The 13,582-nt window shown below is 72.1% G+C and carries 10 protein-coding genes; 5 read left to right on the top strand and 5 right to left on the bottom strand.

The window, feature by feature from the left end:
* Window positions 1-2,190: 2,190 nt before the first annotated feature.
* The 3 genes from AAFN69_RS14530 to AAFN69_RS14520 all read right to left on the bottom strand — a co-directional run bounded on the left by AAFN69_RS14530 (window position 2,191) and on the right by AAFN69_RS14520 (window position 3,977).
* Window positions 2,191-3,393, bottom strand: a complete 1,203-nt coding sequence (locus AAFN69_RS14530) for an acyltransferase (RefSeq protein WP_347728924.1) — start codon at window positions 3,391-3,393, stop codon at window positions 2,191-2,193.
* 44 nt (window positions 3,394-3,437) lie between these two features.
* Window positions 3,438-3,635: a hypothetical protein gene (locus AAFN69_RS14525; protein ID WP_347728873.1), complete on the bottom strand. Its 198-nt coding sequence runs from the start codon at window positions 3,633-3,635 to the stop codon at window positions 3,438-3,440.
* Between the two features lie 195 nt (window positions 3,636-3,830).
* Window positions 3,831-3,977 (bottom strand): hypothetical protein, encoded by a 147-nt coding sequence (locus AAFN69_RS14520; RefSeq protein ID WP_347728872.1) that lies wholly within the window; start codon window positions 3,975-3,977, stop codon window positions 3,831-3,833.
* Window positions 3,978-4,097: 120 nt separating this feature from the next.
* Between AAFN69_RS14520 and AAFN69_RS14515 the strand changes: the two genes are divergently transcribed.
* Window positions 4,098-4,826, top strand: a complete 729-nt coding sequence (locus AAFN69_RS14515) for an SMI1/KNR4 family protein (protein ID WP_347728871.1) — start codon at window positions 4,098-4,100, stop codon at window positions 4,824-4,826.
* An 85-nt stretch (window positions 4,827-4,911) separates the two neighbouring features.
* On the opposite strand, the gene AAFN69_RS14510 is transcribed toward AAFN69_RS14515, so the two are convergent.
* Complete coding sequence (locus AAFN69_RS14510; RefSeq protein ID WP_347728870.1) at window positions 4,912-5,493, bottom strand: helix-turn-helix domain-containing protein; 582 nt, start codon at window positions 5,491-5,493, stop codon at window positions 4,912-4,914.
* An 884-nt stretch (window positions 5,494-6,377) separates the two neighbouring features.
* On the opposite strand from AAFN69_RS14510, the gene AAFN69_RS14505 reads away from it, so the two are divergent.
* Window positions 6,378-7,544: an agmatine deiminase family protein gene (locus tag AAFN69_RS14505; RefSeq protein WP_347728869.1), complete on the top strand. Its 1,167-nt coding sequence runs from the start codon at window positions 6,378-6,380 to the stop codon at window positions 7,542-7,544.
* A 77-nt stretch (window positions 7,545-7,621) separates the two neighbouring features.
* Window positions 7,622-8,500 (top strand): DUF4436 family protein, encoded by an 879-nt coding sequence (locus AAFN69_RS14500; RefSeq protein ID WP_347728868.1) that lies wholly within the window; start codon window positions 7,622-7,624, stop codon window positions 8,498-8,500.
* A 150-nt stretch (window positions 8,501-8,650) separates the two neighbouring features.
* Here the strand turns inward: AAFN69_RS14500 and AAFN69_RS14495 are convergent, their stop codons facing one another.
* On the bottom strand, window positions 8,651-10,576 hold the full coding sequence (locus AAFN69_RS14495) for an HtaA domain-containing protein (protein ID WP_347728867.1): 1,926 nt from the start codon (window positions 10,574-10,576) through the stop codon (window positions 8,651-8,653).
* A gap of 802 nt (window positions 10,577-11,378) precedes the next feature.
* On the opposite strand from AAFN69_RS14495, the gene AAFN69_RS14490 reads away from it, so the two are divergent.
* Window positions 11,379-13,094, top strand: coding sequence for a GAF domain-containing SpoIIE family protein phosphatase (locus AAFN69_RS14490; protein ID WP_347728866.1), 1,716 nt, complete (start codon window positions 11,379-11,381; stop codon window positions 13,092-13,094).
* Window positions 13,091-13,582 carry a response regulator gene (locus AAFN69_RS14485; protein WP_347728865.1) on the top strand — a complete coding sequence of 164 codons (492 nt, stop codon included), beginning with the start codon at window positions 13,091-13,093 and terminating at the stop codon, window positions 13,580-13,582. The genes AAFN69_RS14490 and AAFN69_RS14485 overlap by 4 nt, the downstream gene beginning before the upstream one ends.

Below are 13,582 nucleotides of genomic sequence, written 5' to 3'. Positions count from 1 at the left end.
GACCACCCACCCCGGCCACCCACCCCGGGGCGAAACACCGGCAGACCAAACCGCCCGGACAGCCAAACAGACCAGACAGACCAGGCCGCCAGGCCGCCAGGCTGTCCGGCTATCCGGACAGCCGGACGGACGGACAGCCGGACGGACGGACAGCCGGGGGTCCCCCGCCCCTCCGGGAGCAGACCCCCCGGACCCCGGGGGCCGGGGATTCCCCCCCGGGGGGCGGGCAGCCGGGAGGTCTCCCGCCCCTCCGGGGGCCGGGAGCCCCCCCCGGACCCCGGGGAGCCGGCGCCCGCCCGCCACATGTACCCATACCCATGCCCATGCCCGTGCCCGTGCCCCGGTCCGCACCCCCGGCCCGGGGCACAGCCACGAACACCCCCCGGACACACCGGAAACCGGAAAGCCGGACACAACCCCGACACAAGGCCGGGCCGGGCACGCGGCCGGGCACGACACAGGCACGGCCCCGGCACGGAAGGGGCACGGCAGGGCACAGCCCCGGTACGGAAGGGGCACGGGTACGGGCAGGGCGGGTGCGGGTGGGGGTGGGGTACGACCCGGCACAGGCCGGCACGGATAGGGCACAGGCCGGCACGAGCAGGGCACGGCACAAGGCCGGCACGGGCACGGCACGGCAGGGGGCAGGGGCAGGGCCCCGGTACGGAAGGGGCACGGCAGGGCACAGCCCCGGTACGGAAGGGGCACGGGCACGGGCAGGGCGGGTGCGGGTGGGGTACGACCCGGCACAGCCCGGCACGGATAGGGCACAGGCCGGCACGGCACGGCACGGGCACGGCAGGGGCAGGGCACAAACCGCGTACAGACCCCCGGTACAGGAGGGGTACGGGCACGGCACGGGCTCCGGTACGGAAGGGGCACGGCACGGGCGGGGTACGGGAGGGGTACGGGCAGGGGCAGGGCACGGGCACGGGCACGGCACGGGCAGGGCCGGGGGCAGGGCACAAACCGCGTACAGACCCCCGGCACGGGAGGGGCACGGGCACGGCACGGGCACGGGCAGGGCGGGTGCGGGTGGGGTACGACCCGGCACAGCCCGGCACGGATACGGCACAGGCCGGCACGGCAGGGGCAGGGGCAGGGCAGGGGCAGGGCCCCGGTACGGGCAGGGCACGGGCGGGTGCGGGTCGGGTACGACTCGGCACGGATAGGGCACAGGCCGGTACGGGTAGGGCACAGGCCGGTACGGGCGGGAGACCGGGAAGAGGCACGACCGGGGGCAGGCACGACCGGGACGGGCCGGCGCGGATACAGCGCAGGCCGGGTGCGAACTCCCGGGCCGGGAACGGCGCTCCCGGCCTGGGTCGTTTCCTACGGATCAGGCCGGATCAGAGAACGGGGGCACCCCCACGCGCCCTTCGGGCGCAGGGGGAGGGTCCGGTGCCGTGGATCGCAAGGCGGAGGATTGAGCCACCGCGGAGGGGACACACCCCCTGGCCTCGCCGGGGAACCCCGCACCCATGCCCGCAGGGCACAGAGGGCCATGGATGATGGACCACAACGCGGCGAGGGGGCACCACCCGGGCCGCCAGGCCCAGGCGGAGCGCGGCGCCCGGGAGTACCCCCAGCGGCAGCCGGCGGACGCACGCGAACCCAGCCTGATCCGAAAGAGACGGCCTACGGGCAGGGACGGGACACCGGGGACGCGTTCACCATCGCGTACGGGCACGGGGCGCCCGACACGGACGCGCAGTACACGCCGGGCACCGGGGACGGGAGGGAGGACGAGGCCACCGGACGCGCACGGACACGAACGCCGGAAACCTCCCCTGCGCCGGCCCCCCCGCACAGCCCCCCACCAGACCCCACCCGCGCCATCCGCGCCATCCGCGCCATCCGCCGGCACAGTACCGAGCCGCCACCGCAAGGGCCCCTCCCCGTACCGGGACACGTCCGGCACCAGCACCCGCCCGCGTCACGGTACCGACGGATCCACACCGGGCAGGCGGAACACCACACCCCCGGCACGGGAAGCCGCACACCCGGGAAGCGGGACCGCCCTCACCCGAACGGGCACCCGAAACCCCGCACCGGGCACCCGAGTCCACCCTGCCCGCCCGGCACACCCCACCACCAGCCACCCCACCCCGCAGCGGCAACAGCAGCGGCGACGGCAGCGGCAGCGGCAGCGGATGGCGGCACACACGCCACAACCCGCCGCCCGGCCCGTCACCTCCCGGACTCCGGACCCGGCACCCCCTCCTCCGCCGCCCCGCCCGGCCCGGAAACCGGCCCGGAGGCCTCACCGGCCGCGGACGGCACCGCCACCGCGGCCGGCGCCCCGGCAGGAGACACGGACACCGGGACGGGAACAGCCCCCGGCCCGGAACCGGCCACGATCACGGAACGCGCACCCGCAACAGCACGGCGGGGGCGGGACCAGCGGCGCATCGCGGGAAGCTCCACCACCCGGTACAGCACCCACGCCAGCACCAGCGTCAGCGCGAACCACCCCCCGATCCGCGCCACAGCCTCCCCCGCACCCCACTGCCGCCCGCTCCCGAACCGCGCCGGACCGTAATACCCCACCACCATGTGCAGGATGTAGAACGCGAACGAGATCTCCCCCAGCCGCACCATCCACCCGCGGGCCAGCCACCCGCTCCGCCCCTCCACATCCGCCTGCGCACCCCACACCACCACCAGACACAACGGCACCACAACCGGCAGCACCAGACCGAACACCCCCGGAATCACCAGCACCAGCCCATACCCCGCCACCACAGCCCCCACCGCCACCCACCACGGCACCCGCGGGAACCGCCCACCCGCCACCAGCCGCGCCACCACCATCCCCAGCACGAACTCGAACAACCGCGACACCGGCACGAAATACACCAGCCAGAACTGCCACCACCCATACCGCAGCCCCGGCAACACCTCCCGCGGCAGCCACACCTCCGCCACCACCGCCACCACCGCCATCCCCGCCACCATCACACCCGCCACCACCCACAACCCGGACACCCGAACCCGCCGCACCCACACCCACAACAACGGGAACAACGCGTAGAACACCAACTCCACCCCCAGCGACCACGCCGCACCATTCACCCCCCGGATCACCTCATACTCCGGAAACCACGCGTTCACCAACAACAACCCCGGCACCACCCCACCCACCGACAACGCCTGCCCCGCACCCCACGCCAGCCCCACACCCGCCACCCACACCACCACATGATTCGGATAAATCTTCATGAACCGGCGCCGCCAGAACAACACCACCCGGTCTCCCTCCCGCACCGACCACACCAGCACAACCCCACACAACACAAAGAAACACGACACCCCCACACCCCCCAACGACCCCAACCACCGATCCAACACCCCATTCACCCCACCATCCACAAACAACCACCCCGCCGACACATGCGCCACAAACACCAACAACGCCGCAACAAACCGCAAACCCGTCAACGACCCCAACACCCCACCACCACCAGCAGAACCAGAACCACCGGCAGCCACACCAGCACCGGAACCCGCGGCACCGGAACCCGCAGCACCACCAGACCCACCGGCAGACAACCCACCGGCAGACGACTCACCCACACCACCGGAACCCACGGCACCAGACCCAGCAGCACCCGCACCACCAGCACCACCACCACCGGCACCAGACAACCAACCCGAACCCCACATACCAACCTCCCCACACAGACAACGACACCCCACCCAAACCCCACCCCCACGAAACCCAATCCACAACCACTCAACACACCCACCACACAAACACCCAACGCGCCCATAACAAACGGGCGCGCCGGGCACCACACAGCCGGGCGACCTTCACCCCGGCGACAACGTCACTCGCCGGGAATCACCACCGCCTTGATCACCTCGACCTTCTTGTCCCCGGCCGACTCGGCATGGGCCTGTGAGCCCATGCCGACCAGCACAACCGCCGATGCCAGCAGTACGGACACGGCGGCAGTCGCACGTCGAAAGTCCATGCTCTTCCTCATCTCTTGAGACTTCCGCGGCAGTCTGCCACCTGAGCAACCAGCCGTAACAGAGCTCACTCACCACGGTCGACGCCGCCCACTGTCAGACCCGCCGGATATCGTCTCGGCATGACGAAGGAGTTCGATCTCGCCCAGTCACTGGCCCGCGGTGTCGCGGACCGGGGCGGCGCGTGGGATTTCATCCGAGGATTCGCCGCGCACTGGGTCCGGCCGCTGGAGAGCGGGGATGGGTGGGCCGAGAGCGATCTCGCCGCAGCCGAGGAGCGGCTGGGGGTGGCGCTGCCGGCGGCGTTGCGGGAGGCGTATCTGCTGTTCGGGCGGCGCAGCGACCTGACGGATCATCAGGATATTCTGCTCGCCCCGGCGGAACTGTACGTGGACCGGGCGAAGGAGGCGCTGGTCTTCCGGCACGAGAATCAGGGGGCTGCCTCCTGGGGCCTCCTCCTCGGTGACCTCCGCGAGGACGATCCCCCGGTCTTTATCCGCGCGGACCTGGCCGACAAGGACGCCGAGCGCTGGGAGGGCTGGCTCGGGCGCCTCTCGCTCTGCTTCGTGGAGATCGTGCTCTCCGAGTCGCTGCACGCGCCGGAGCCGTGCTGCGACGCCCTGGACCCGGACGACGGCGATATCGAGCTGCTGGAGGAGCACGCCGTACAACTGCCCTTCCCGCCCTACCCCATCGGTGAGGAGGAGAACGGGGGCCGGTGGTTCCTCGCCGGGGACGTCCTTCTGTACGACGGCGGGGGCATGTCGCTCCTCGCCCGCGGCCGGACCCTGGAGGGGCTCGATCGCATACGCGAGCTGATACCGGGCGACTGGCTCGATGAGCACGGCTGAGAGCTTCCGGCCCGGTTCCGGCGGAGAGCGCACGGCGAGGGGCGTGCCATGAGGGGCATGCGGCGGCAGACGGCCGCCGGGGGGCTCAGCCCTGCCGCAGTCCGGCGAGTTCGGCTTCGATGGCACCGCGCATCAGCTGCCGCGCGTAACCGATTCCGATACCGCCGCTGAGCCAGCGCATGCTGAGCCCCTCCAGCAGGGCGGTGAGCCGCTCGGCCGCCGCGGCGAGCGAGGAGGCCGGGGCCATCGGCAGAACCCGGCCCAGCAGCGCGGCGACCTCCTGGACCCACTCCAGGGTGGCCCTGGCCAGATCCTCGCGCAGTACCTCGTCGAAGACGGCGCTGGCTCGCAGTTCACCCCAGGCCGAGCTGTTCTCCCGCACCTCCGTGGTGTCCTGAAGCTCCAGCAGCAGACTCTCCTCCAGTTGCTCCGCGGGGGTGAGCGGCGGATCGTCCGGGTGTCGGTCGGTCGTGTAGCGCTCGGCACGGTCGCTGATGAATTCGAGGGTCTGGCGCAGAACGCCCGTACGGTCCTTGAAGTGGTAGTAGATCAGCGCGGTCGACACACCGGCCTCGGCCGCGAGTTCCTCCACGCGCAGCCCGCGGACTCCGCGCCGGGCGATCACCCGGGCGGCCGCTTCAAGGATCTGAGTGCTGCGAGAGGCCATGACCGGCACTTTACCCGGGCGTCCCGGGCCCGTGCGGGTGCCCGGCGTCCCGGGCCCGTGCGGGTGCCCGGCGTCCCGGGCCCGTGCGGGTGCCCTGCGGCCCGGACGGGACGGTACGGATGGGGCGGATGCGCGCCTGGAGACCGCGCCCCGGTCACGGGGAGCCGGCCACCGGGAGCCGGGCGGCGGCCGGGCCGCCGGGAACCGGGAGAGCACCGCCGGGCAGAGAGCGGGTACGCGCCCGCCCGCGGAGTGGCAGCGGGTGACCACGGGCAGGGCGGACCGGCGCGCCGGGATGTGCCGGCAACGACAGGAAGCCCGCACCCCCTCGCACCCTGACTGAATTTTCAGCCAGCGGATGACCACGCCGGGTGCGACACTGCCGCATGAGATCGTATGATGACGGAGGGTGACGAATGCGCCCTCGAGGGCGCAGCCCGCACCGGCACACACGAGCCGGACGCCGGAGAAAGTGAAGCCGCTCACCCGCCGAGCATCCGGCCGCACCGGTGGACCCCGACCCCGGACCGGCCGAGCAGCCGAGCGTCCGCCGCATCAGCCGGCCCCCTGCACCCACCAGCGCGGGGGCAGGCGATCCGGGCGAGTCCGACCGGCCCGACTCCCACCACCCCCGGGACCACCCCCGGGACCACCCCCGAAGGCTCTCCCGGCGACACCCCGAACCATCTCCAAGTTTGACTGAAAATCCAGTCAGTGCCACAGTGGCGACACGTGGCCGCGCGGCTTTTCCGGCATACCGGTCATTTGCCGGGTCGAGCGCGCACCCTGGTCCCAGGGGCCCGGGGCTGTCCGCCCGCGCCGCGCTTCCCGTGCCCGCCCTGGCCGGATGAGACCGTCCCGCCAGTTCACGATCGGAGTCACTCGTGCCGAACCGTCCCTCCACCCGCCGGACCGCCCTCCGTGCCCTCGCCGGGCTCGGCGGCGCCCTCGCCTTCGGCGCCGCGGCCTGCGGTCGCTCCGACAGCACCATGCGGGCCGGCTCGACCGCCGGTTCCCCCCGGCCGGCCTCGGCGGACTCCAAGCGCCGTCTCGGCGCCGAGTGGGAGAGCCACACCCGTACCTTCATGTCCTGGCCCGCCCTGACCTCGGTCTGGGAGGAGGACCTGCCCTATGTGCGCGAGGACATCGCGCGGATCGCCCGGGCGGTCGGGGAGTACGAGGCGGTCGTCATGATGGCCAGGCCCTCGCAGGTGAAGGCGGCCCAGCGGGCGTGCGGCTCGCAGGTCGAGGTGATCCCGCTGGCCGTGGACGACCTCTGGGCGCGCGACACCGTCCCCGTGTTCGTCGAGGAGGCGGGCGAGGTCATCGGTGTCGACTTCAACTTCAACGGCTGGGGCGACAAGCAGGAGCACAAGAACGACGCCCTGGTCGGCCGCAAGGTACTGGAGCAGTACCGGATCCCCCGCGAGCGGGCGCCGCTGATCTCCGAGGGCGGCTCCTTCGAGCCGGACGGCGAGGGCACCCTGCTGATCACCGAGAGCTCGATCGTCAATGTCAACCGCAACCCGGGGAAGAGCCGGGACACTATCGAGGCGGAGCTGAAGCGGATCCTGGGGCTCGAAAAGGTGATCTGGCTGGAGGGTGTGCGCGGCGAGGACATCACCGACGCCCATGTGGACAGCCTGGTGCGGTTCACCGAGCCCGGTGTGGTGCTGCTGGACCGCGCGTACCCCGGCACCCCGCCGGATTCCTGGTCACGCTCCGCCGACCAGGCGAAATCCGTTCTGTCGAAGGCGACGGACGCCCGCGGCCGGCGCTTCGAGGTCATCGATCTCCCGCAGCCCGACCTGAGGAGGATCACCGGCGAGGGAGACGACTTCCTGGCCACCTACGCCAATTTCTACATCGCCAATGACGCCGTCTTCATGCCCCGGTTCGGCGACCGCAAGGCCGACAGCCGCGCCCGCTCGATCCTGCGGGAGCACTTCCCCGACCGGGACATCGTGCCGGTCGTGATCGACACCGTCGCCTCGGGCGGCGGCGGCATCCACTGCGCGACCCATGACCAGCCCGGCGAGCCCGCTGCCTGACCGTACGCACCGCACAGGCCACACGCGACGCATCACACACCACACGCCACACGCACCGCGCGACCACGGGAGTCGATGTGCCCCAGTCCGGACGCCGCTTCGCCGCGCGCCGTGTCCCGCTGCTGCCCGGTCTGGTCGTACTCGCCGTCGTGGCGGCGGTCGCCCTGGGGGCATGGCTCCAGTTCGGGGAGCGCCAGGCCCTGGACACGGTCCACACGGTGGGCCGCGCCGAGCCCGACCGGGTGGACGTCGAGGCGACGGTCCAGCGTGTCGACGCCGCCGGCCGGGAGCTGGTGCTGCGCGTCCAGGTGACCCCCCGGGGCGCCCTGGCCGAGGCGGGCGGCATCTCCCCCGCCGATGACCTCACCCTTCAGACGTCCACGGCGACCAGGGGCGATCTGAACTTCAAGGCGCATCAGCGCATCTCGACCAGGGATGTCCCGGTCGCCCTGCGGAACGGGTCGATCGCGGATTATCCGTTCGACGCGTATGAGACCGCCGTCGAATTCGGTGCCGAACTCGGCGGCGAGAAGGTGCCGGTCCGAGTCGTGTTCGCCAACAACGACGTGCTCTTCGCGGCCACCGTGGACGCCGCCGCACCGGCCGGCGTGGCCTTTCTCGACATCGGACTCGCCCGTTCCAACAGCGTTCTCGTCTTCGCGGTCTTCATGATGATCGCCATGTGGGCGCTCGCGGTGTCCGTCCTGATCGGCAGCTGGTTCCTGGTCACCCGGCGCCGGGGGCTCGTCTGGCCCGCGCTGGGCTGGATGGCCGCCACGCTCTTCGCCCTGGCGGCCTTCCGCAACACCGCTCCCGGTATGCCTCCGATCGGCTGTCTGCTCGACTATGTCGCCTTCCTCTGGGCCGAGACGGTCATCGCGTTCTGCCTGATCACCGTGGTCGTCATGGGGATCCGCGCCGAGCGGGGCACCGAAACGGCGCCGGAGGCCGTGTGAGAGGCGTTCCGCGAGAGCGCACCGGAGCGGCCCCGATGCCGCCGTCGCGGGCATGAGAACGAGGCACCCCCCGATCGCGATCGGGGGGTGCCTCGTCATTCACTCGCGCACAGCGGTTGGGCCGTACGGGAGAGCCGGATCCGGCTCGGCTCAGCGCACGTCGACGTGGTCGGCCGCGCTGTTGGTGCCCAGACGGGCGGAGGTCGCGTCGAAGACGGCCTTCCAGGAGCCGTCCTTCTTCGCGGTGAACGCCTTCGAGAAGGCGCCCTTGCTGTTGGTGCGCACACCGGCCTGCTTGGTCCAGGTCTTGGAACCGGAAGCCTGGAACCAGATCGTCACGGTCTGGCCGGAGGTGTTCTTCCACGTACCGTCGAGGGTGCGCAGGGTGCCGGTCACCGTGATGGGACGGCCCTTGCGGACCGGCTCCGGCTTGGCGTTGAAGCTCACGATGCCGGTGCGCAGCCGGACGTCCACGGTGTCGCCCGAGCTCACGGACGCGGCGCGGTCGGCGGTGCCGGCGTAACGGGCGCGCCAGTCCCCGTCCTTGGCGGCGGTGGTCTTCGCGGAGAAGGCGCCCGTGGAACCGGACACCGCGCTCGCGGCCTTGGTCCAGGCGGTGCTGCCCTGGGCGCGGAACTCGACGACCACCGGGCTCTTGGCCAGCGGACGCCAGACATCGTCCGAGACGCCGGCGGTCTGGAGGGTGCCGGTGACCGTGAGGCTGCCGCCCTTGGCGACCGGCTCGGGGGCCGCGTTGATGCCGGTGATCCGGCTCGGCACGGCGGCGACGGTGAGGGCGGCCGGGTCGGTGGTGACGGAGCCGAGGGCGTTGGTGAACACGGCGCGGTAGCGGGTGTCGTTCAGCGCGATGGCGGCCTTGACGGAGAGCGTCGGGGCCTCGGCTCCGGCGATGGTGCTCCAGGTGGCGCCGCGGTCGGTGCTGCGCTCCCAGCGGACGGTGTCCGCGCCGGCGGCGGCGGCCGAGAAGGCCGCGGTGGCGCCCGAGCGCACGGAGGAGGCGGCGGGCTGACGGGTGATCTTCGTCTCGCCGAAGGAGACCGCGCGGGCCACGTCCTGGGCGCGCGAGGGCATCCAGGTGCTGTCCGTGCCGTCGAAGGAGTTGAAGGTGGCGACGAAGCAGGCGGTGGTGCGGCAGTCGATGGCGGCGGCGCCGGACGGGGTGAAGGTCTCGGTGAGCTTCAGGTTGGTGGTGAAAGTGCCGTCGGCACCGACCTTGCGGACATAGGCGGCGTTGCCGAAGACGCCGGGGTAGGTGGTGCCGGGGAGCGCGATGGTCTGGGCGACATAGACGCCGCGGCCGGGCTGGTAGCCCTTGCCGGTGACCGTCACCTGAGTCTCGGCGCCGAGGCCGCGGACCTGGCTGACGGTCAGGGTGGGAACACTGGCCGTGCCGCCGAGGGCGAGCTTGTCCAGCTCGGATCCGGGCTCGTACATCGGGGCGCCGTCACGGGTGAAGGCGGCCGCACCCTGCTCGGTCAGCGCGGCGGTGATGCCGTTCCAGTTGAGCGTGGAACCGCTCAGCGCGCTCGCGGACGCCTTCAGGGTGGCGAAGGGCACGGCGTCGGCGGAGGTCTTGGTGCCCTCCAGGTCGGTGCGGACATCGAGGAACAGCGTGCCCGTGCCGCCCTTCAGCACGACGCGCGGGTTGGCGAAGGTGACCTCGTTGATGCCGTGCTTGGCGAGCGCGTAGGTGACCGAGCCGGAGAAACGGACGTCCGCGCTCTTGCCCGCCGGGTTCACCGCGCCGTGGCGCACGGGGTACGAGACGACTCCGCCCGCACCCTGGGTGGCGCCGTCGGCCACGGCGACCGTGCCGCCGTTGCCCGTGATGTAGCCGAACCAGGTGGCCTTGAAGCTCCAGCCGGCCTGGCCGGTGAGCAGGATCGGGGAGGGCGCGGCGGCACTGCCGGGCTTGGGGGCCTCGGCCTGCGTTCCGGCGGTCGCCGACTGCGCGGGGGCGGCGGAGGCGGCGGTGGCCGTCAGAACACCGGCGCCCATCGAGACGGCGGTCAGCGCGGCGATGGCGGCCAGGCGGGTGCTGCGGGGCATGGACATGCGCTGCATGTCTCCTTCGGGGAGAGGGGCATACGGGGATGCGTGGTGTGGGCTACGCAAAAACGGTTCATGCCGTACAAGCAGTACAAGACGTGAACAAAAGGGAAAACAGCTGGACCGGCTTCTCGGAGTGGGGGACCCGAAGTCGACAGCGATCATATTAGGTGAGGCTTACCTAAATGTCACCATCGGCGCATCCTCACCACCCGGGCTCCCAAACCGTCGACTTCCGGCCACTCGCCGGGTGCCGCCGGCCGGGCGGAGTGGCAGCCCGCCTCGGAGTCACCGCCGGGGCCGGGTACGGGAGCAGGAGCGCGGCAGGACCGGGAGCGCGATGACCCGACAGGGTTCCGGGCGGTTTTCGGGCAGTACAGGACACTGCCGCCGCGCCGGGACGGCGGGCCGGCCGGGTCCGGCCGACCCACCCGGTGGGCACAAGTATTCTTGATTCCCGCGCGGCCTTCCGGCTGGAAACCGGTTCGAGTTCCGCATCGCGGGTACGGTCGCGAGTCGTCGATGATGCGGAAGCGGAGCGGGAGTCGGTATGCGGGAAGGGGAGTTCGGCACGCCCGGTTCGGACGGTGCGTCCGGTTCGGACGGTGCGTCCGGTTCGGACGGTGCGTCCGGTTCGGACAGTGTGGGTTCGGACGGCGCGTCCCGTGCAGATGGTGCGTCCCGTGCAGGCGGTGCGACCGGTGTGCCCGACGGGGCCGGTGTGCCCGGTGTACCGAGCACACCCGGGGAGGCCGGTTCCTCCCCCGGGGCTCCGGCTCGGGAGATCTCGGCCCAGTGGTCGGAGGCCGTGCACGAACTGTGGTGCGCGGCCGACGCCGCCGAGGATGTGACGGCGCTCGCCGACCGCCTCTACCACGTTCTCGCCGAGTTTCCCGGAGTGGTGGTGGTCGTGGGTACCCGCTGGCACGGCGGGCAGTTGCGGTACATGCGCAGTTTTCACGCCTCGGACGACGTCCCCACCCTGTTCGACACCGCGGGCGACTGGGGTCCCCGCGCGGCGGAGCGCGGCCCCGGCGGCCGCATCCTCATACGGGACCACGACGCCGCGGGGCTCGCGGACGGCTGGCCGGAGGCCGGGGTCCTGCGCGGCGCCGGGTCGAAGCGGGCCGTGGAATGCGTCTTCCCGCTCGACTCCGGGGACTGGGCGGCGCTGGTGATCGGTCTGGGGCCGCCGGATTCCGCCGTCGGCGATCTCCGCGCCCGGCTGCGGCAGGCGGCCGAGATCGTCACCACCTGCAACCGGCGCATCGTCACCCAGCGCCAGCACGAGCGGCGCCAGGTCCATGACGCCTTCCTGGCCGAGGCGTCCCTTCAGATGGACGCCAGCCTCGATGTCGAGGAGACGCTGCAGCGGGTGGCCAGACTCGCGGTTCCCGCCGTCGCCGAGGGCTGTCTGCTCCATCTGCGGCAGGGGCCCGAACTCGCGCCGGTGGCCTCCGCGCATGTCGCGGCGGCCCGGCAGTCCTGGCTGGCCGACACCGCGAGCCGGGACCCCTGGCTCGCCAAGGTGCTCCAGCAGGCGGTCGACCGCCAGGAAGGGCTGATCCTCGGCGGTGAGGAGCTCGACGGCGGACCGCTCGGCACGGCCGCCGGGGGACCGGGCGGCGGCGTCCGGGCGCTGAGCGTCAATCCCCTCCGCGCCCGAGGCCGCGTTCTGGGCACGCTCACGTTTCTCTTCCACCGGCAGGACACCAGCGCGCAGATGGCCCGCTTCCTCGCCGACCTGGCCACCCGTGCCGCACTCGCGATAGATACGAGCACTCTCTATGAGCAGCGCAGACAGCATGTCGTCTCGCTCCAGCAGCACCTCCTCCCCGCCGCGCTGCCCGCCGTGCCGGGCCTGGCCCTGAGCTCCGCCTACGAGGTGGCCGACGACACCCTCGATGTCGGCGGCGATTTCTACGACGCGGTCTCCGGGCCGGACGGCCGGGTGGCCCTGCTGATCGGCGATGTGTGCGGCCGGGGCGCCGAGGCGGCGGCACTGACCGGGCTGGCCAGGCACACCCTGCGCACCCTGCTGGAGGACGGAAGTCCGCCCGCGCACACACTGGCCCGGCTCAATCAGGCACTGCACCGGGAGAAAGCGGGGCGTTTCGTCACCGCGCTCGTGGTGACGATGGTGCCGGACGGTGCGGGGGGCTTCCGGGCGGAGGTCGCCAACGCCGGCCATCCCCCGCCTCTGGTCCGGCGGGCCGGCGGGGCGGTGGAGAGCGTCGATTGCGGCGGTCTGCTGCTGGGGGTGCTGCCGTCCGCCGAGTACGCCCCGGCCTCGCTGCGGCTCGGCCCCGGGGACAGTCTGGTGCTGTTCACCGACGGGCTGACCGAGGCACGCGAGCACGGCGGCGGGTTCTTCGAGGATGTGCTGTCGGATGTGGTGGCCCGTGAGGGCGCGGGCGAACCGGCGCTGCTGGCGGAGCGGCTGGTGAGAGCCGGGGTCGCGTTCCGGGCGAGTGGCGAGGACGATGTCGCGGTACTGGCCGCGCAGGTGGAGGCGGCAGGATGAGAAACGCACAGGAAACCGCGGCCGCGCTGGACCGGGGCCGCGTACTGGTGGTCGAGGACTCGGCGGAGGACGCGGAGGCGATCGAGCGGGCGCTCAGCCGTACGCATCCCCGCCTCCGGCTCGATTTCGTCTCCCGGGGAGAAGGGGTGGCGGAGCGGCTGCTGAGCACGGAGCCCCGGCCCGGTCTGGTCCTGCTCGATCTCAACATGCCCGGACGGGACGGGCATGCGGTGCTGCGCGCGATCCGTGCGGAGCCGAGTCTGGACGCGGTGACGGTGGTGGTCTTCACCTCGTCCACCGCGCCGGCCGAGGTCGACTCCTGCTATGCGGCCGGCGCGGACAGCTACGTGTACAAGCCGGTCAATTTCGAGCTCTTCAAGACCGTGCTCAAGGGTGCGATCGACTACTGGCAGGAGTCGGCGCCGGGTCCGTCCGGGAGTGGCGCCGGATCGCCGGATGATTCGGGCGATCCGCGGGACCTCGGCTGA

Source organism: Streptomyces sp. CAU 1734, from assembly GCF_039888735.1.
In the GTDB taxonomy this organism is placed as follows: domain Bacteria; phylum Actinomycetota; class Actinomycetes; order Streptomycetales; family Streptomycetaceae; genus Streptomyces.
The sequence above is the reverse complement of the archived record's forward strand: the minus strand, read 5'-3'. Positions and strand labels throughout refer to the sequence as shown.

Excerpts from the sequence above, each read along its gene's own strand:
- AAFN69_RS14520 (WP_347728872.1), bottom strand. The coding sequence starts at position 3,977 with ATGGACTTTCGACGTGCGACTGCCGCCGTGTCCGTACTGCTGGCATCG.
- AAFN69_RS14515 (WP_347728871.1), top strand. The coding sequence starts at position 4,098 with ATGACGAAGGAGTTCGATCTCGCCCAGTCACTGGCCCGCGGTGTCGCG.
- AAFN69_RS14510 (WP_347728870.1), bottom strand. The coding sequence starts at position 5,493 with ATGGCCTCTCGCAGCACTCAGATCCTTGAAGCGGCCGCCCGGGTGATC.
- AAFN69_RS14495 (WP_347728867.1), bottom strand. The coding sequence starts at position 10,576 with ATGTCCATGCCCCGCAGCACCCGCCTGGCCGCCATCGCCGCGCTGACC.
- AAFN69_RS14485 (WP_347728865.1), top strand. The coding sequence starts at position 13,091 with ATGAGAAACGCACAGGAAACCGCGGCCGCGCTGGACCGGGGCCGCGTA.